The 19,728-nt window shown below is 40.1% G+C and carries 18 protein-coding genes; 7 read left to right on the top strand and 11 right to left on the bottom strand.

What is annotated here, in order from left to right:
• The 3 genes from CW745_RS04185 to CW745_RS04175 all read left to right on the top strand — a co-directional run bounded on the left by CW745_RS04185 (position 1) and on the right by CW745_RS04175 (position 3,695).
• Entirely contained in the window at positions 1 to 657 is a 657-nt protein-coding gene (locus tag CW745_RS04185) for a hypothetical protein (RefSeq protein WP_101107264.1), read from the top strand.
• 520 nt (positions 658 to 1,177) lie between these two features.
• On the top strand, positions 1,178 to 2,995 hold the full coding sequence (locus CW745_RS04180) for a phosphate ABC transporter substrate-binding/OmpA family protein (protein WP_101107263.1): 1,818 nt from the start codon (positions 1,178 to 1,180) through the stop codon (positions 2,993 to 2,995).
• A gap of 7 nt (positions 2,996 to 3,002) precedes the next feature.
• On the top strand, positions 3,003 to 3,695 hold the full coding sequence (locus CW745_RS04175) for a hypothetical protein (protein WP_193755535.1): 693 nt from the start codon (positions 3,003 to 3,005) through the stop codon (positions 3,693 to 3,695).
• Positions 3,696 to 3,774: 79 nt separating this feature from the next.
• Here the strand turns inward: CW745_RS04175 and CW745_RS04170 are convergent, their stop codons facing one another.
• The 8 genes from CW745_RS04170 to CW745_RS04135 form a co-directional block, all read right to left on the bottom strand.
• Positions 3,775 to 4,074 carry a YciI family protein gene (locus CW745_RS04170; protein WP_101107261.1) on the bottom strand — a complete coding sequence of 100 codons (300 nt, stop codon included), beginning with the start codon at positions 4,072 to 4,074 and terminating at the stop codon, positions 3,775 to 3,777.
• Between the two features lies 1 nt (position 4,075).
• Positions 4,076 to 4,648, bottom strand: a complete 573-nt coding sequence (locus CW745_RS04165) for a septation protein A (protein ID WP_101107260.1) — start codon at positions 4,646 to 4,648, stop codon at positions 4,076 to 4,078.
• A gap of 64 nt (positions 4,649 to 4,712) precedes the next feature.
• A complete protein-coding gene (gene trpA / locus CW745_RS04160) occupies positions 4,713 to 5,522 on the bottom strand; it encodes a tryptophan synthase subunit alpha (protein WP_101107259.1) in 810 nt (269 codons plus the stop codon).
• A complete protein-coding gene (trpB, locus tag CW745_RS04155; protein WP_101107258.1) occupies positions 5,522 to 6,709 on the bottom strand; it encodes a tryptophan synthase subunit beta in 1,188 nt (395 codons plus the stop codon). Before trpB ends, trpA begins: the two co-directional genes overlap by 1 nt.
• 46 nt (positions 6,710 to 6,755) lie before the next feature.
• The gene (gene trpCF, locus CW745_RS04150) at positions 6,756 to 8,177 is read right to left on the bottom strand and encodes a bifunctional indole-3-glycerol-phosphate synthase TrpC/phosphoribosylanthranilate isomerase TrpF (protein ID WP_101107257.1); all 1,422 of its coding nucleotides are present in this window, start codon (positions 8,175 to 8,177) and stop codon (positions 6,756 to 6,758) included.
• Positions 8,171 to 9,175, bottom strand: coding sequence for an anthranilate phosphoribosyltransferase (trpD, locus tag CW745_RS04145; RefSeq protein WP_101107256.1), 1,005 nt, complete (start codon positions 9,173 to 9,175; stop codon positions 8,171 to 8,173). Before trpD ends, trpCF begins: the two co-directional genes overlap by 7 nt.
• Positions 9,176 to 9,799 (bottom strand): aminodeoxychorismate/anthranilate synthase component II, encoded by a 624-nt coding sequence (locus tag CW745_RS04140; RefSeq protein ID WP_101107255.1) that lies wholly within the window; start codon positions 9,797 to 9,799, stop codon positions 9,176 to 9,178.
• 1 nt (position 9,800) lies between these two features.
• Positions 9,801 to 11,390, bottom strand: a complete 1,590-nt coding sequence (locus CW745_RS04135; RefSeq protein ID WP_101107254.1) for an anthranilate synthase component 1 — start codon at positions 11,388 to 11,390, stop codon at positions 9,801 to 9,803.
• A 456-nt stretch (positions 11,391 to 11,846) separates the two neighbouring features.
• Here CW745_RS04135 and CW745_RS04130 point away from each other — a divergent pair, with 456 nt between their 5' ends.
• The 3 genes from CW745_RS04130 (at position 11,847) to rluB (ending at position 14,734) form a co-directional block, all read left to right on the top strand.
• A complete protein-coding gene (locus tag CW745_RS04130) occupies positions 11,847 to 12,698 on the top strand; it encodes a PHP domain-containing protein (protein ID WP_101107253.1) in 852 nt (283 codons plus the stop codon).
• A 45-nt stretch (positions 12,699 to 12,743) separates the two neighbouring features.
• The gene (locus tag CW745_RS04125; RefSeq protein WP_101107252.1) at positions 12,744 to 13,364 is read left to right on the top strand and encodes an L-threonylcarbamoyladenylate synthase; all 621 of its coding nucleotides are present in this window, start codon (positions 12,744 to 12,746) and stop codon (positions 13,362 to 13,364) included.
• Between the two features lie 470 nt (positions 13,365 to 13,834).
• Positions 13,835 to 14,734, top strand: a complete 900-nt coding sequence (rluB, locus tag CW745_RS04120; protein WP_101107251.1) for a 23S rRNA pseudouridine(2605) synthase RluB — start codon at positions 13,835 to 13,837, stop codon at positions 14,732 to 14,734.
• 238 nt (positions 14,735 to 14,972) lie between these two features.
• Here rluB and CW745_RS04115 read toward each other — a convergent pair whose 3' ends face one another.
• Together CW745_RS04115 and CW745_RS04110 are read right to left on the bottom strand one after the other, a co-directional pair.
• Positions 14,973 to 15,452, bottom strand: a complete 480-nt coding sequence (locus CW745_RS04115) for a peptidylprolyl isomerase (RefSeq protein WP_238596728.1) — start codon at positions 15,450 to 15,452, stop codon at positions 14,973 to 14,975.
• Between the two features lie 94 nt (positions 15,453 to 15,546).
• On the bottom strand, positions 15,547 to 16,137 hold the full coding sequence (locus CW745_RS04110) for a YajG family lipoprotein (protein WP_238596690.1): 591 nt from the start codon (positions 16,135 to 16,137) through the stop codon (positions 15,547 to 15,549).
• Between the two features lie 810 nt (positions 16,138 to 16,947).
• Between CW745_RS04110 and uvrB the strand changes: the two genes are divergently transcribed.
• Positions 16,948 to 18,960: an excinuclease ABC subunit UvrB gene (gene uvrB / locus CW745_RS04105; RefSeq protein WP_101107248.1), complete on the top strand. Its 2,013-nt coding sequence runs from the start codon at positions 16,948 to 16,950 to the stop codon at positions 18,958 to 18,960.
• Positions 18,961 to 19,031: 71 nt separating this feature from the next.
• Here uvrB and CW745_RS04100 read toward each other — a convergent pair whose 3' ends face one another.
• On the bottom strand, positions 19,032 to 19,613 hold the full coding sequence (locus tag CW745_RS04100; RefSeq protein WP_101107247.1) for a nucleoside triphosphate pyrophosphatase: 582 nt from the start codon (positions 19,611 to 19,613) through the stop codon (positions 19,032 to 19,034).
• Between the last annotated feature and the right edge of the window lie 115 nt (positions 19,614 to 19,728).

Genomic DNA, 19,728 nt, shown 5'->3' with positions numbered 1-19,728 from the left:
ATGCATATATTAACAAAAAATAAAGACACATTAAGCCACTTGTTTACTACCTTTAGTTTGCAAGAAGTGTTTACCGTAAACCAGAATTTATCAGAATCTTGGGATTTATTAATCATGCCCCCAGAGGAGATTATTCGTGTCCTAGAGGCAAATAAAATCGCAATGGAGTCATTTTTAAGTACGAAGTGCTTATTATTATCTCGATTTTATTTGTCGGAGAGTGAGCAGCAAAAGTCAGTTTTTCTGTCCAAAGATGAACTCGGCAAGTTGTTTTCTGGATTACCTGCAGTTGAAGCGTTTGTGTTTAAGCGGCAGATTATCAGAGCGTTAGATAAAGCAAAAAAATCTAACCAGGCGATACTAGATTACCTGCAAGGAAAAGCGCCATCTCCCGAACAGCCTCCAGTGTTACATTTAACGGATTATCCTAAAAAGAATGACATGTTGAAAATACAGCGCTTGAATAAGCTTTCGGAAAATCAAAATGACTTCTTAGAGTGCTTTTATTATCTACAAGATGGTGAGTTATATATTTCAGATAATCAAACTGACAGCGTGCACGAGGTATTGATGTACGATGAGTTGTCTCCTGTTCAGCAGGTAGCTGCGCAAAAATTATTTCAGAAAACTGAAAAAAAGCTAAAACAAAATGCGTAACTAATTAAAATAGGCAGGTTGTTAACCTTCATAGTTTTTTACTGAGGAGGAGGGCCCCTTAAAAGGCTTTGACTTAGCTTCATATAATCGAATGAGGCTTTTGCAATCAACAGACTTGTTTTGAGTAAAAGTTAGACCATAAAGCTCAACCTACCCTAAATTTTATTTAGCCAACTTAAAATCCGATGTGTAGCAACATCGGATTTTTTATGTTTGACAGTTACTAGGCACTGTTGATCTTCTCTGTTTTATTTGTGTATTGCGTTAATCGCCAAAACGTTTTGCAAAAATAAACTCGAAAGAGCAATTGGCGTGAAAAATAATTGCTGACGATACCTATTTTAATCGATAAATTTCCACATCTTCACTAAACATCAAACATCACGTTTCCTTTTATCTTGCATACTTTCTGTGTCACATTTTTTGTTACATGGCTTGTCATATTTCTGTCATCTGCTTGTAACACTAATCTTTATAATAGCGCCAATATATTTATGAAATAGTTACAACAGGGAAGCTGATGTCTGCACAAGAAACGAGCAACAATCGAAAGTTGATTATAAATCCTGAATTTAAAAAGCAACTTTTATTACTTAAAAGTAGTGCCAATGAAGAGTTAAATATCCAAATCTCTTTAGATAAAATGGTCTCTGATAAACAATATCGCCTGACGGTTTTAACTGAGCTTGATGGTTTAGGAAGCGATGCATTAAATGAGTTAGTCACTTTGCTAAAGCATACTCCTGTATATATTAAGCTGGCCTCACAAGAGGATCCTGTTGAAAATACACCTGCACCTGTTGCTAAAAAATCCCCTGCATTACTTATTTTTGCTTCATTATTATTAGTGGTTGTTGTTGGTCTATTTGTCAGTTGGCAAAATGGCTACATTAATATTAATGCACAACATAAAGATCAACCTCCTTTACAAGTAAATAAAGAGGCCATTCAGAAAGCTGAGCCTATAGCCACAGAGCCTGAAACTGTGACTATCCAAACTGAGCCAGAACCAAAAGCCGATGTTGTCGTCGCGCCTATCGTGACACCGGTTATTGCCAAAAAAATAATTACCTTACCCAGTGTGAAGCGTGAAGTTGCATTGCGTTTACATGGTTCAAATACGGTGGGTGAAGATTTAGCACCTGCTTTACTTGAGGCTTACCTTATTGAGCAGGGCGTTGAAGAGATGCATTGGTTACAAGGGGACGTGGCTGTTGAACGTGAATTACAATATATTCAAAACGATAAAGTGTATGCGATTCAATTGCATGCTCATGGCTCAAGCACCGGGTTTAAAGACTTACTTGCTGATCGCGCTGATATGAGCATGTCATCACGTCAAATTAAAGCAAAGGAAGTTGAGGCGTTAAAAGCCAGTAAAGGTGATCTTTCTACATCTGGTCATGAGTATATTATTGGACTTGATGGGTTAGCGATTATTGTGAATAAAAATAACCCAATTGAACGAATTACCAGCGGGGTTTTAGCTAAAATATTTTCTGGTGAAATTAATAACTGGAAGCAACTAGGTGGTCAAAACTTAGCGATTAACCTTTATGCGCGAGATGAAAACTCAGGCACTTGGGATACTTTTAATTCATTGGTTTTAAAAGCTAATAAAAAACAGTTAGCAAAAAGTAGTCAGCGTTTTGAGTCAAGTAGTGAGCTTTCTGATTCTGTTGCAGAAGATATGGCCGCCATTGGCTTCATTGGCTTACCTTATGTAAACAATAGTAAAGCATTAGCAATTGCAGAATCTCAAGAGAGCGCTGTTATCTATCCAACACGTTTTACGGTCAGTACCGAAGATTATGCCCTTTCTCGACGGTTATACATGTATACGCCAAGTAGTGATAACCAGATGGCACAGAAGTTCAGTCAGTTTGTTATTTCAGCAAGCGGGCAAAGTGTGGTTGAGCAGGTTGGTTTGGTATCGCAGAATATTAAACTAGAAGATGCTTACACGGTGAAAAATGCCCCGCAGAGTTACAATAACTATGCTGAAGTCGCGAGCCGTTTATCAGTTAATTTCCGTTTTGAAAGTGGCAGTAATGAATTTGATAATAAAGCAAAGCGCGATATTAAACGTTTAGTGGATTACTTAACTGAACACCGAGGCAGACGTATTGTATTGATGGGTTTCTCTGATTCACTCGGCGATCCAAAAATGAATATCTCTCTTTCATTAGTTCGTGCTAGTAAGCTTGAAAAGGAGCTAAATGCCTACGGTCTCAATGTCACCGCAGTCGAGGGATTTGGTGAGAAGTTACCTATTGCATCTAATAAAAGTGCATTGGGTAGAAGTAAAAACCGACGTGTTGAAGTCTGGGTATTTTAGGAGTTGAATGATGAGCTTTTTATTAAAAAACAGAGAAACATTAACGCAACTATTTAGTACTTTTAGTTTGCAGGAAGTGATTATGGTTAATCAGAACTTAAGTGCTTCTTGGCATCTAATGACCTTGCCTCCTGCGCAGATAATTACCGCTATGCAAGAAAAACAGGTGAGCATTGAGCAATTTTTAGGTAAAAAATGCCTGCCATTAATTAGATTTTATTTAGCGGACAAAGAAACCCAAAAGGCACTATTTTTATCAGAAGAGCAATTGTCTAAGTTATTTATTAGCTTACCTGCAGTAGAAGCGATGGTATTTAAAGAGCAGATTCAACGTGCCCAGCTTGCGGTTAAGCAAACTAATCAAGCATTGGCTTCTCTGCTGTCGACGCAGGAACAGAGCTGTGAATCACTATCAATGGTGAGTAGAAAAGATCCGATAGTTCAGTTTAATCAATATCAAGCACAGCAAAAACAATCATTAGCTAAGTTAGCTGAAGCGGATAAACAGTATCTTGATTGTTTTTATTACCTGCAAGGTGGTGAGCTACATATTGTTGCACAGCGTCAGGAGCTAGAAAGTAACATGCTGTTATACAGTGAGTTGTCGCCTTTACAACAACTTAAAGCGCAGGAGTTGTTTAAGTTAAGTATAAAAAAAGAAAAGCTAGATGACATGGTTGAGCGAAGTGCGTCTGCTTAACGTCTCGTGTGATTTCATTTAACAAAAAAGCCAGCAAAAATTTGCTGGCTTTTTTGTGTTTAATTGCTTTAGATAAAAGCTAAGGTAGCACTTTTTTGAAAGGCTTTACAATAACAGAAGCATACACACCTGCTTCTATGTAAGGATCCGCATCAGCCCAAGCTTGTGCTTCAGAGAGTGATGCAAACTCAGCAATGACTGTTGAACCAGTAAATCCGGCCTCAGCTGGGTCTTCACTATCAATCGCTGGGTTTGGTCCGGCGACAAATAGACGCCCTTGCTCATTGAGTGCCTGTAATCTTGCAATATGCGCAGGTCGAGATTTGATCCGCAGTGGTAAGCTGTTTTCTACATCCTGTGAAAAGATAACGTATAACATTTTATTCTCCCGATTTTTTATCATCAACAATCTTTTTTTGGCCCTCTTCGGGCAGGTGTTTGTATAGGTAAAGACCACTTAATACGGTAAATATTATGGTGACCGCAAGCAGACCAAATACTTTAAAGTTAACCCAAACTTCTTGCGAAAGGTTAAAAGCGATATAGGTATTAACAACACCGAGTACGATAAAAAACAGTGCCCAAGCTAAATTAAGGTTATTCCAAATGCTATCTGGAAGGTCTAACTCCTTGCCTAGCATCTGCTTAATGGCCGGCTTTTTAAAGATATATTGTGTTGCCAGTAAACCAATTGCAAAGACCGCGTAAACCAAGGTTACTTTCCACTTGAGAAAAGCATCATTGTGTAATACTAAGGTAAAAGTACCAAAGATTAATATCATACCTAGGGTGATGATCTGCATCTTCTCTGCTTTTTTACCGTTTTTGAAGTAACTATAAATAAAGGTTATGGTCATGCCGATCATTAGTGCGGCAGTTGCTGCATAGATATCAGCGGTTTTATAGACAATAAAGAAGATAATAAGGGGGATAAATTCTAAAACTTGTTTCATGTGATTCTCTTCGTTAAACAGTAAAAAAGTAAGCAGAGCTCACTTTTTTACTGTTATCATTTATTTATAGGTAAGTAGCTGCTTTCATTTTACCAATAAATTTTTCCATCTCTTGCAATAATTTATCAGGATCATCAAGGTTTGCTTGAATCACTTTAACAACCGCCGAACCAGAAATTGCACCAGCAGCTCCTGATTTTATCGCCTCTTTAACCTGTGCAGGTTTAGAGATACCAAAACCCAATAAAGACGGTGGGGCATTGTGTTTTTTCAGTGTTTCAAGCATATGCTCAACCGGCATACCTGCTTTAGCATCAGCACCTGTTACACCTGCACGACTGAGTAGGTAGGTATAACCTTCACCATATTCTGCAACTTGTTGTAATGTTTCCACATCACCGTTTGGTGGTGCGATAAATATCTGTTGTAAACCGGTTTTAGTAGCTGCTTCTCTAAATGGAGCACTCTCTTCGATCGGTACATCAGCGATTAAAATAGAGTCTACACCTGCATCCGCGCAGCGCTGATAGAAATCTTCAATGCCGTTACGATAAACTATATTTACATACAGTAATAAGCCAATAGGGACTGTAGGGTGCAGTTTACGGATCTCTTTGATTATCTCGAGACTTTTATCGGGAGTGATCCCTGCATCTAAAGCACGTGTTGACGCATCTTGAATGACGGTACCATCGGCGACTGGATCAGAGAAAGGAATGCCGAGCTCTAAAGCATCAGCCCCTGCTTTGACAAGGGTATCAATGATTTTAATGGACAGTTCACGGTTCGGATCACCAATGGTTACAAAAGGAACAAATGCACCTTGGTTCTCAGTGTTAAGGCGATTAAATAGCGCTTGATAACGTTTAGTCATTAGATCATTCCTCTTTCTTTAAAAATCTCTGCGACGGTGAAAATATCTTTATCACCACGTCCTGATAGGTTAACGATGATGACCTGATCTTTATCATCCTCTTCAATGATTCGTAATGCGTAAGCGAGCGCATGAGAAGATTCTAAAGCAGGAATAATCCCTTCTTGCTCAGACAGTGCTTTGAAGGCTAATAATGCTTCATCATCGGTTGCGTTAACATACTGTGCACGGCCGGTTTCTGCTAAATGCGCATGTTGTGGGCCTACGGAAGGGAAATCAAGGCCGGCAGAAATAGAGTAAGACTCTTGTACTTGACCATGTTTATCTTGCATCATTAATGAGTGCATACCAAAAAATATGCCTTTTGAACCGTAGGAGATTGGGCAGCCATGTTTACCTGTACCCACGCCGTAACCACCGGGTTCGACACCGATTAGTTCAACTGATTGGTCATCAATAAAGTCATTAAATATACCAATCGCATTAGAGCCACCACCAACACAAGCAATCACTTTATTAGGTAGGATCCCCTCTTTTTTAAGGCATTGCTGTTTAGCTTCTTCGCCAATAATTTTTTGGAACTCACGAACAATCGTTGGGAATGGGTGAGGGCCGGCTGCTGTACCAAGTAAGTAATGGGTCTCTTCATAACTACCTGCCCAGTCACGCAGTGCTTCATTACAGGCATCTTTCAACGTTGATGCGCCAGAATGTACACCGATCACTTCTGCGCCCATTAAGCGCATACGGAACACGTTAGGCTCTTGGCGCTCCATATCCACTGCGCCCATATAAACTTTACATTCAAGGCCCAGTAAGGCGCAGGCTAATGCCGTTGCAACACCATGTTGACCAGCACCTGTTTCAGCGATGATCTTCTTTTTACCCATGCGTTTAGCCAGCAATGCTTGACCTAACACTTGGTTAGTTTTGTGTGCGCCACCATGCAGTAAGTCTTCACGCTTTAGGTAAAGTTTGCTTTTTTTACCTTTGGTTAAATTACGGCATAGCGTCAGTGGAGTAGGACGACCAGCATATTCTGTTAATAGCTCTGAAAATTCAGCAAGAAAATCAGGGCAAGTTTGTGCTTTTACAAACTCAGCTTCTAATTGCTTGAGAGCAGGGACCAAAATTTGTGGTACGTACATACCGCCAAACTGTCCAAAATAAGCATTTAATTTTTCCATTATTTGTAACCTCTTAATTTTGGGGAATATGTAAATCCCCTGAATTTTAGTCGCGTAGCATATATTTTCTGATTTCGGAAAAAGCTAAATTGATTTTTTCGGCTTCTTTTTTTCCTGGAGCGCTTTCTAAGCCAGAGTTAAAATCAAGCCCTGATACACCAATGAGCGCTGCTTCGCGGGCATTTTCTGGCGTTAAGCCTCCGGCGAGTAAAATGCTGTTTTTATCAATACCACTGTTTGCTAATAGTGACCAATCAAATACTTTGCCCGTACCGCCTGTTTGCGAGCCACTACGTGTATCAAATAGGTGTTTATCAACATTAAATTTTTCAAATTCAGGTAGCGTGTCACTCACTCCATGTGCTTTCCAAATTTGGCAAGACTCAGGCAATAGACCGCGAAGCGTTTTTACATCTTTAGGTGTTTCGTCACCGTGTAATTGCACAACAGCAAGACCGAGTTGTTTTACTGTATAAGCGATTAACTCAGGATCTTCATTTTGGAACACGCCGACATACTGTAATGGTGCACCATGCATAACAAGGCGTGCTTCTTCCATCTCTACAAAACGTGGTGATTTTTCTACAAAGATTAAACCGCCGTAAATTGCGCCTGCTTTATAAACGTCAGCAGCTTGATAAGCATGTGTTAAACCACAGACTTTGTTTTCGCCTAAAATCAGTTTTCGACAAGCCGATTCAATATCATCTTGACTCATGATAGAGCTACCCACTAAGAAGCCATTAGCATGTTGACTCAATTCAACCACTTGGCTGTGATGGTAGATACCTGATTCACTGATCACGATTCTATCGGCGGGAATATTGGATGCTAACACTTTGGTGCGGTCGAGGTCGATACTCATATCGCGCAGATTACGGTTATTAATACCGATCACTTTCGCGCCTAAGGCGATCGCACGAATACGCTCCTCTTCATTACTTATCTCTGTGAGCACGCCCATATTTAAGCTATGGGCCGTATCACGTAGTGCTTGATAAGCATCATCGTCAAGCACAGAAAGCATTAACAATACCGCGTCCGCCTTATAGTGGCGGGCGAGGTAAATTTGGTAGGCATCAACAACGAAATCTTTACAAATAACCGGTTGAATCACTTGCTCTCGAACCTGCGTGATGTAGTCAAAGCTACCTTGAAAATACTTTTCATCGGACAATACGGAGATAGCACTAGCATGGTTTTTATAAACACTAGCAATGAGATCTAAGTCAAATTCTGGGCGAATTAAGCCCTTTGAAGGGGATGCTTTTTTACACTCTAAAATAAACACACTGTTGTCTTGGTCTAGTGCTTCATAAAAGTGACGTTCACTATCAACAAGATCATCTTTAAAGCTAATTAAAGGTTGTTCCTTTTGACGCGCTTCGACCCACTCAATTTTATCGTCAACAATTTTACCTAAAATGGTGTCTTGTAAGCTTGCGTCATTTAAAGAATAGTTTAACACTGGCTCATCTCCGCTAATTGGTTGACTAACTGTAAAGGTTTTCCGCTGTTCATTGCATCAAGTGCTAAACGTGCGCCAGCTTTAAAATCGCTCGCTAAACCATTTAACACTAATAGCGCAGAGGTATTAATTGCGACCGCTGCTTGCTGTGCATCGGTACCTTTACCCTGTAAAATTTGTTCAGTGATCACTTTGTTTTCTTCTGGTGTACCACCGAAAATGGACTCAATTGGGTAGGTCTCAACACCAAAATCAGCAGGCGTTAAGGTGTACTCTTTAATTTCACCGTCTAGCAACTCTGCAACCTGTGTTTCACCGTGCAGTGCAATTTCGTCTAAACCACTGCCAAACACCACCATGACGCGTTTCATGCCGAGCTTTTGATGTACTTGTGCAATCGGTTTGAGTAACTCTGGTGCATACACTCCCATCAATTCGAAGTCTGGACGAGCAGGGTTTACTAATGGACCTAATACATTAAAAATGGAGCGGGTTTTAAGTGCTGCGCGAACTGGCGCCGCAAAGCGCATTCCTGCGTGGTAAGCCGGAGCAAAAATAAAACAGAGATTGAGTTTATCTAAACATTGGCGCGCTGTTTCTGGGCTCATATCTAGGTTTAATCCAAAAGCTGCCAGCAGATCAGAAGCTCCTGATTTGCTAGAAACACTGCGGCTACCATGTTTACATACTTTTAATCCGCAACTGGCCGCGACAATCGCACTTGCCGTTGAGATGTTAATGGTGCCTAAACCATCGCCACCGGTGCCGACAATATCGGTAAAGGGGTAATCTGGGCGTGGGAAAGGTTTTGCTTGCGCAAGGAGGGCATTCGCTGCACCGGTTATCTCATTAATTGTTTCGCCTCGCATCTTCATTGCGGTGATCGCAGAAGATAAAACAATTGGGTCGACATCACCCTTCACTACTTTTTCAAAAAAGATTTGACTCTGTTCGACGCTCAGAGGGCGTCCTTGATATAATTGCTCTAAAATATCCATCTATTTCGCTTCCAAATTTGTGACAAAATTTAAACTGTTTTCGAGAAGGTTAGCCCCTTCACAGGTTAAGATTGATTCGGGGTGAAATTGAAAACCAATCACGCGATCTTGTTGGTTATAAACGGCCATACACATGCCATTAAAATCAGCAACAACCTCTAATGAGTCCGGTACCTTAGTGCCGACGAGAGAGTGATAACGAGCCACTGAAAGAGGCTGATTTAAACCACTAAACATGCGATCACCACAGTGGTTAATCAATGATGATTTACCATGCATGATTTCATCAGCCCCGCCAACGGTACCACCATATTGCTCGATTAATGCTTGATGACCTAAGCAGATACCAATCATCGGTATTTGCCCGCGACATAATGCGATCAGTTCAATCAAGCATCCGGCGGCACTTGGGGTTCCTGGTCCAGGCGATAAAATCAGTACGACGTTACTTTCTGGTGAACTGTTTTCGCAGGCATCAATATGTTCTTTGACTTGCGCTGCACTTTGGCTATTACGGTAAATTTTAACAGGGTAACCCAGCGATTTAAATTGATCGACGAGGTTGTAAGTAAATGAATCAAAATTATCCAAGAAAAATAGCGTCGTTGTTTTTGTATTGCTCATCTTATTCTCCTTGCACTTGCTTGAGTGTCGTGCCGTGCGCTAATGCAATCGCGTTTAATACGGCTGCAGCTTTTTGACGTGTTTCGTTGGCTTCTAATTGTGGCACTGAATCAAAGACAACACCTGCGCCAGCTTGTGCATGGGCAACATCGTCTTTAACAAAAGCACTACGGATAACGATACAGGTATCCATATCACCTTCGCCATTAATATATCCGACAGCACCGCCGTAACTACCGCGACGTTTTTTCTCGACATCACGTACGAGTTGAGAAGCTCGGATTTTAGGTGCGCCAACTAAGGTGCCCATATTCATACAGGCTTGATAGGCGTGCAAGGCATCTAAATCTTGGCGAAGCTGACCAACAACACGTGAGACTAAATGCATCACATGGCTGTAACGGTCAACTTGAAGTAGGTCTGCTACATGGCGCGAACCTGGCTCACTAATGCGTGCTACATCATTACGCGCTAAATCAACCAACATTAAATGTTCTGAGGTCTCTTTTTTATCTAAACGCAATTCAAGTTCAAGTCGACTGTCTAAATCTTTGCTGATACTGCCATCTTTGTTGAAGCCACGCGAACGTGTTCCTGCAATCGGGTAGATCTCAACTTCATTACTCTGCTTGGTGTATTTAAGCGCGCTCTCTGGTGAGGCGCCAAATAAGATAAAGTCGCTATCTTTTAGGTAAAACATGTAAGGGCTTGGGTTGGTCTCTTTAAGTTTTGCATAAGCGGCTAACGGATTAGGGCAATGCAGAGAGAAGCTTCGTGAGGGAACCACTTGGAAAATATCCCCTTTAACGATGTTCTCTTTAAGTTGCTCTACCGTGGCACAATATTCCTCATCGCTCACATCAACCTTTATATTGCCTTCAAGTGGGATAAGTTTATTGGCACAGGGACTAAAGTTACGACAAAGGTTTTGAATTTCAGCAAGGCGTGTGGAGATGCGTACATGGTTTTCATCGCTGTAAAGGCCACCAAAGACGCTACCTATTACTTCACTGCTTTGTGTTTGATGATCGTGAATCATTAATGTTTCTGCAACATAAAAGAGGTAGTCCGGGCAACAGTTCTCACTGTCTGGTACATCACCAATATCTTCAAAGCTTGCGATAAAGTCATAGGCAAAAATACCACCTAAAAACAGTGCTTGCTGATGCGTTGACTCTTTTTTAATGCGGTCGACGACAAAGCGTAAAGCATCAACAGGTGAAGCTGATTTTAAGCGACTCTCTTCATCACCACTGTGATCAGATTCTGGAAATACTAAGGTTAATTGGCTAGGAGACTGTTGCTGAATAAGTTCTATGGAAAATTTAGGTGTCAGAAAGGTAATGAGGTCTTTGCCGTTATCAGTTAAAGCATCTAGGGTGACTGTTAAACCATGGCAGGTTATTTTTAAACAGGCATCGACTAATATTAAGCTTTTCAGGTGCGTCTTCGATTCAATTTCTGCGGAATCAAAGAGCATATGATTTTCACTGTCGGCACTCATCTTTTTAAACAGACCCAATGAGTCTTGGATATATTGACATTCAGTATGCAGGGTTCTTAAAACCCCAATTGGATGATGTGTATTCATTTGTGATCCTTTTCTTGCTAATGCTGCTCAGTATGTCGCTCCTTGAGCTGACTTCATCAATGTTATCTTTACTGGCTATGCTGTTGCTTTTATTGTCGGTAATTTAATGGTCTTATTTATGCTTCATAATATGTGTATTACTTTTGCCATCGCCAACATTGTTTAAGGATGATATTTAATTTTTTCATTTTCTTTCCAATTTTTTTAAACCCCAAATACAAAAAAAGCCCGCAATTTGCGAGCTTTTAAATTTGGTTTTGGGAATCTATTTTACAAGAACTATACAAAAACCTCATTGCTCGCTTAAGAGAATGAGTGCCACCAAGAATCAGTAAGAGTAATTGTATAAAAAATCATATATCATGCATCCCGTAAATTATGACACCCATTTTTTGCGATTAAGACCTTAATGTCAAGGTGATTTTTAAGCGAGTTTGCTTTTCAGGTAATTTAATTATGTTAATTGATCTTCACTCACATACTACGGCCTCAGATGGTCAATTAACACCCAGTGAGTTAGTTAATCGGGCAGAAAATAGGCAGGTTAATTATTTAGCCATTACTGATCACGATAGTGTCGATGGCTTGCAGGAAGCGCAACAATATATTACCGACAATGCATTAAAGTTAACCCTCATTAATGGTATTGAAATTACCACTAATTGGCTTAATCACGAAATTCATGTGGTTGGGGTTAACATTGATCCTAACAATGCACATCTATTGGCTTTGATTGAATTACAAAAAGAGAAACGCGAGACGCGTGCAATAGAGATGGGACGGCGTCTTGCCAAAGCAAGAATTGAAGGCGTTTATGAAGGTGCGAAAGCATTAGCCGGAGAAGGCGCGATAACGCGTGCTCACTTTGCGCGTTATATGGTTGAACAAGGAATCGCACCGACTTTTCAAGGTGTATTTGATAAATACCTGAGCCGTGGCAATACCGGTTATGTGCCACATAATTGGGTAGACATTGATCAAGCCATAGAGGCGATCCATCAAGCCGGTGGACAAGCTATTTTAGCCCACCCGAATCATTACAAGTTATCTAATAAATGGATGCGACGTTTATTTACCGAATTTAAAGAAGCTGGTGGTGATGCAATGGAAGTTGCAATGGGACAGCAATCGCCACAGATGCGCCTTCAATTAGCGATGTGGAGTGAAGAGTATGATCTTCTTGCTTCACAGGGCAGTGATTTTCATTTTGTTGGGCGCTGGCGCGATTTAGGAAAATCATTGCATCTCCCTGAAATTGCGAAACCGATATGGCACGATTGGCCAATGTTACAGCCTGCGTTAAAATAAGTACTAAGCGAATCAGAAATTTAAAATGGGAAGAGAAACAACAGTATGAGTCAATTTTTTTACGTGCATCCAGATAATCCACAGGTGCGTTTGATGAACCAAGCCGCTGACATTATTAAAGCCGGTGGGGTGATTATTTACCCAACTGATTCAGGTTATGCTTTGGGCTGTTTGATGGAAAATAAACGTGCCCTTGAGCGGATCTGTAAAATTCGTAAGTTAGACAAAAAGCATAACTTTACACTGGTGTGTCGCGATTTATCAGAAATCGCGAATTATGCGCGTGTAGATAACCAAGCATACCGTGCCTTAAAAAGTAATACGCCCGGTGCTTATACGTTTATTTTTAAATCAACTAAAGAGCTACCAAAGCGTTTAATGAACCCAACTAAACGCACTATCGGTATTCGTATTCCTGATAACGCGATTGCTTTGGCGTTACTTGAAGCTTTAGGTGAGCCGTTAATGACCACCAGTCTGATTTTACCGGGCAAAGAGAGCACCGAGTTTGACCCTGAAGAGATTAGAGATCTATTGGAAAGTAAAGTTGATCTGATATTAAACGGCGGTTATTTGGGAGAAGCCCCTACGACCGTTATCGATTTTTCTGATGATGACATTGTTATCGCCAGAGAAGGGGCCGGGGATTTAACCCCGTTTCAATAAATATTAACTTAGTGCGTCGTCATTTAAGTCTGCTTCAGCGTTGGAAACTGCGCACTTAGGAAACTAAGCTGTGCTTTTCCGATTTGAATTAAACATAAATGACTTAGCACTAAGACATTATTACCTACAAAAATGTTAAATTTAAAAGAAAGAGATGCTGAAGGCCATAAGGCTGGAAGGCTAGAGTGAGAAATGCCTGAAGGCGATAAAGCTGGAAGGCGAGTGTGAGAAATGCTTGAAGGCTATAAGGCTGGAAGGCGAGAGTGAGAAATGCTTGAAGGCGATAAGGCTGGAAGGCGAGAGTGAGTATATGTTTAAAGTCTATGGGGCTTGAAAACATAAACAGAGCATAAAGAACCGTTTTTAGCTTTTAGCTTTTAGCTTTTAGCTTTTAGCTTCTAGCCTTATGGCTTTCAGCTTTAAAGCTGGTTCTTGATTGGCATAATGTGAATTACCCAAAGGAATTATTTATGAGTGAAAAATTACAAAAAGTATTAGCACGTTCAGGCATGGGCTCGCGTCGTAAGATGGAAGCTGTGATTGCAGAAGGGCGCGTTAGTGTTGATGGTAAAGTCGTTGGTTTAGGGGAGCGTGTTACGCCGAACCAAATATTACGTGTTGATGGTCATGTAGTTAAATACGTTACCGAAGAAAACACCATTTGTCGTGTATTAGCGTATAACAAGCCAGAAGGCGAAGTGTGCACTCGTAGCGATGAAGAGGGACGTAAAACCGTTTTTGAACGTCTACCGCGTTTAACCGGCAGCCGATGGATCTCAATTGGTCGTTTGGATATCAATACATCGGGTTTACTGTTATTTACCACTGATGGTGAGTTTGCTAACCGCATGATGCACCCTAGCCGTGAAGTTGAACGTGAATACGCGGTGCGTATTTTTGGTGAAGTGGATGACGCAATGTTAAACCGTCTGCGTATGGGAGTTAAGCTTGACGATGGTGAAGCCAAATTCCTATCGATTAAAGAATCAGGCAAAGAGGCTGGTGGTGAAGGTATCAACCGTTGGTACCATGTAGTATTAACTGAAGGGCGTACCCGTGAAGTACGTCGTTTATGGGAGAGCCAAGGTGTGCAAGTAAGCCGTCTGATGCGTGTGCGTTATGGTCACCTTCATCTTGATAAACAGTTACCACAGGGTGGCTGGACTGAGCTTAACCTTAAAGAGGTTAACTACTTCCGTAAGCTGGTGGATATGCCAAAAGAGACGGAAACAAAAGTACGCGTTGATGAGAAAAAAGTGAAGAATACACAGGCGCGTATTCGTCGTGCTGTGAAAAAACATACCCAACATCAAAAACGCAAAACCACAGAGCGTCGCCGTAGTAGCAATACTTCACGAACACGTAGTTAATTGGTTGCATAGGTCAAAATTAAAAAGGCTCGCTTGTTTATTCAAGTGAGCCTTTTTTATAGTAACGGAATTTAGATTATACCAAATCCACTAAATAACTGATCAATCTTACTAGTTAAAAGAAGCTATTTCAGCGTTAAAAATTTCGTAAAGGGAACAACCATTTACATCAATTTTTGCCTTGAACTAACTACTTTTTACTGCGTAATATTTGATCACTATATTAGCGGAATTGGTATTATTTCATCTCTCTTTCTAGCAGTGTAATGCTGTTGATCACGACTGGTTGAAGGGGCTTATCTGCACTGCCTGTTTTTACTTTAGCGATAGCATCAACCACATCCATACCCAGCGTTACTTCTCCAAACACGGCATAGCCCCATTTATTACCCTGTGCATCTAAAAACGCATTATCTTTATGGTTAATAAAGAATTGGCGAGAAGCTGAGTGTGGGTTGCCTGTACGTGCCATTGAAATAGTCCCACGTTCATTACTGATGCCATTTCGAGACTCATTCTCAATAGGGGGAAGGGTAGATACTTTTGAACCTGTTTCAGAAGAGAATCCTCCACCTTGAATCATAAAGCCATTAATGACGCGATGAAAGGTGGTTTTTTTATAGCCATCTTTTTGCACATAAGCTAAAAAGTTTGCCACCGTTTTTGGTGCTTCTTCAGGGAAAAGCTCAATGATGATCTTACCCTTTGAAGTGTCCATTACCACGGTCGGGTTTTCAGCTGCCAGTGCACTGTGACTAATTAAAAGTATAAATAGCGATAAAAGTATTTTCATAACTTGTTCCTGTGAGATTTTAAAGTTGCAGTAGTTTAGCGTTAAGTTCTGGATCTTGAACTATTTGATCTAATAATTGTGATAACTGCGTATTTAATTGCGCGCTTATTTTTTCTACATCGGCGCCAAAAGGGGCTTCTTCTTCATAGTGCGCGCGGAATGTTTTGCTAAACGTTTTTTTATCAGAGCTGAGTTGTACCTTAATGACAACATTGATATCACTTTCATGGCTAACAGTATGCTCTTCAACTTCGGCTAATAATTGAATAAGTTGAACATTAATTTGCGTGTCATTATTTTTTTTATTAGTAAAACGGTGACCACTATTTACCCAATGTGTTCGCAGTGTTTCAGTAATCACATCTTTTGTACTGCTAGACTCATTAATTAAAGTTGCAACATCATCACCAGAACTGATGGCAATTAAATAGCGTGCGGAACGAAGATCCTGACTATCTAATAGCCAAATGTGTTCGCTATTTACCTCTTTCGTAACAATATCATTACTCAGTTTTGGTGTTAATTGCAGGTTATTCGGCGTGCTCGAGCAGCCTGATAAAAGAGCGATAGATGCTAAGATCGCAGGTAATGTTAAAGATATACGTTTCACAATGATCTTCCTAATGTGTATTAATAAAGTAATAGCATAACAAATTTATTGCCTAAGTTTTGTAAACGAGTGATTTTTAAACGTTAAATATATTAACTTTTTAAAAAACGCATATAAATGCATTGTATTTGTATCTTTTTCTTATCTATTGTTTGTGATGATGCAGTATGGCTTATTTATAGCTATTATCTGTTTTTGTATAAAACATGATCAAACCTACTTATTCGAATAGGCAAAAAGATCTTTAATAAAATCGCATTGTTTTGCTACAGGGCTTACGTGCTCTAGCCTGCATACGGTTATCCACTTTTTCTGTGGATAACTCTGTGGGGCTTTCTATGAAAAGTAGCTGAAAGCCTGATGGTTACTTGCTTCCCTTTACATTGATGTAAAAACGAACATAAAATAAAACCCTTTTAAAACAGCGGTTTACATATGTCAACTACTCTTAATTAGTTTTTGTTTGATGTTTTTTTATTTCTGTAAATAATCGATATTGTCAATAAATTTCTGTGAATTATTTTATTGTTTTTTTAAAAATAGTGATTGACAATGTGATTGAGTTGTTAGTTTTTATCGTTTGTTTTGTATACATTAAAAATCAGCTATTGATCTTACTAAACGTAAAAGATCGCAGTAAATAGACTGATGAATTAATGATCAGTTAATAAAGTAATAGATGAGATAAGCTCTGTTAATGAATTGTTAATGTGCGAAAATAGATTGTTCATGCAATTATTGGCTTTAAAGTGTCGATTACATGGTATTTTAGCTTGTTTACTTATTTAACTATTTAATGTTGAGGCTGTTATGGAAAAATTGTTTGAATTGTCATCGCCATTTTCACCAGCGGGAGATCAACCTGAGGCGATCAATCAATTGGTAGAGGGGATCGAGTCTGGACTTGCCTTTCAAACCCTATTAGGGGTAACTGGATCGGGTAAAACTTTTACCCTCGCGAACACTATTGCAACATTAAACCGCCCGACATTGATCCTTGCTCCTAATAAAACGTTAGCTGCGCAATTGTATGGTGAGATGAAAGAGTTTTTTCCCAATAACGCAGTGGAGTATTTTGTCTCCTATTACGATTATTATCAGCCAGAAGCTTACGTACCTAGCTCGGACTCATTCATTGAAAAAGATGCTGCCGTTAATGCCCATATCGAACAGATGCGCCTCTCTGCGACTAAAGCATTACTCGAGCGTAAAGATGTAGTCTTAGTGGCTTCGGTATCTGCAATATATGGTTTAGGCGATCCAACGGCTTACTTACAAATGATGCTCCATTTAACGGTAGGTGAGCTCATTTCAAGCCGTGATATTTTACAGCGTTTGGTAGATTTGCAATATAACCGCAATGAAACAGAGTTAAGTCGAGGCACTTTTCGTGTTCGTGGCGAAGTGATTGATATATTTCCTGCTGACTCTGAAAGTGATGCGCTACGCATTGAGTTGTTTGATGATGAAGTGGAAAAAATAACCGTCTTTGATCCTCTCACCGGGCAGACTTTAGATAACTTGCCACGTGTGACTGTCTACCCTAAAACCCACTATGTTACCCCGCGCGAGCAGATCCTAAAGGCGATTGATGGCATTAAAGAGGAACTTAATGAACGTAAGAAAACCTTTATCAAAGAAAATAAATTAATAGAAGAGCAACGTATCTCGCAACGTACCTTATATGATATCGAAATGATGAACGAGCTTGGATATTGCTCTGGCATCGAAAACTATTCGCGTTATCTCTCTGGGCGCGAGCAAGGTGCTGCGCCACCAACGTTGTTTGATTATCTGCCTAAAGATGGCCTGTTAATCATCGATGAGAGTCATGTGACCGTGCCTCAAATAGGGGCGATGTATAAAGGTGATCGTAGTCGTAAAGAAAACCTTGTTAATTATGGATTCCGTTTACCCTCTGCGCTTGATAATCGTCCGATGATGTTTGAAGAGTTCGAGAAGATCGCGCCACAAACTATTTATGTATCTGCTACCCCTAGTGATTATGAGATCGATAAATCGCAGGGTGATATTGTTCGACAGGTGATCCGCCCGACTGGATTATTAGATCCTGAGATTGAAGTGCGTCCCGTTAACACTCAAGTCGATGATCTATTATCCGAGATTAATCTTCGTTTACCACTTAAAGAGCGCGTACTAGTCACTACTTTAACGAAACGTATGGCAGAAGATTTAACAGACTACCTTAATGAACATGGTATCAAAGTACGTTATTTACATTCTGATGTAGATACGGTTGAGCGTGTGGAAATCATTCGTGATTTGCGTTTGGGTGTATTTGATGTGCTTATTGGTATTAACCTATTACGAGAAGGGCTAGATATCCCTGAGGTGTCTTTAGTGGCTATTTTAGATGCCGATAAAGAGGGGTTTTTACGCTCAGAGCGCTCGCTGATTCAAACCATGGGGCGTGCCGCACGTAACTTAAAAGGTAAGGCGATTTTATATGCAGATCGTATTACTGGGTCGATGCAAAAGGCGATAAAGGTGACAGAAGACAGACGCGCCTTACAACATCAATTTAATATTGATAATGGTATTACACCACAGGGCTTGAGCAAAGAGGTTAACGATGTGATGCAGCTAGGTCAACGTAACCTTAAAAAAGGCAACTCAAAACAAGCTAAGGTTGCTGAGTATAAAGCGAATTATGAGGTGCATAGTGAGCAAGATATTCTTAAGCAGATTGCTAAGCTTGAAAAACAGATGTTTGCTTTCGCTAAGGATCTGGAGTTTGAAAAAGCCGCACAGTTGCGTGATGAGGTGAGTAAACTGCATGAACAGCTACTCAGTATTGGCTGATGGTAGGCTTAAAGTGAATAAGTTTTGTAAGGTGCTATTTTACCATGCTTATTCACTAAAAATTCAGAGTATTAAACGACCTGCATACCTTCATTTTCAAGCATCTCAATTAATGAGATAAGCGGTAGTCCAATCAAGCTGTTCGGATCTTTCCCTTCAAAAGCTTCAAATAAGCTAATGCCATAACCTTCACTTTTAAAGCTGCCTGCACAATTATAGGGTTGCTCTTTATTGAGATAGTTAGTGATCATCTCATCACTTAATTGGCGAAACTTAACTATGTAGGGTTCAACAAGTGATTGCACGCTATTGTTTTGGCTATTCACCACAGCAAGACCGGTATAGAAGGTAATACGTTTACCGCTGGCTGCTTTTAACTGTTTAAACGCATTTTCAAAGTTACCCGGTTTTCCTAAAATTTCACCATTGTTCATGCAAACTTGATCAGAGCCGATAACCAATGCATTTTCAAAATTAGGGCTGATAGCTTGGGCTTTTTCAATTGCCAATCGTTGTACTAATTGTTGCGCGGTTTCACCGTCTAACGGCGTCTCATCAACCGCTGGTTTCTCGGTTAAAAAAGACAGGTGTAACTTTTCTAATAGCTGCTTACGAAAGGGCGAGGTAGAAGCTAAAACAAGTGTTTGTGGCATAATAAACCCATTTTTATTGACTAGTTAATGTATATTAAGGGCTGAAAAACAATAAAGCGATAGCTAACGATAAAAGATATAAAAAATCACTATTTTTCTTTGACTATCGTCTTGC

Origin of the sequence: Psychromonas sp. psych-6C06, assembly GCF_002835465.1 — a bacterium.
Classification (GTDB): Bacteria; Pseudomonadota; Gammaproteobacteria; order Enterobacterales; family Psychromonadaceae; genus Psychromonas.
Note: the sequence above shows the minus strand (reverse complement) of the source record. Positions and strands in the feature narration are given on the sequence as shown.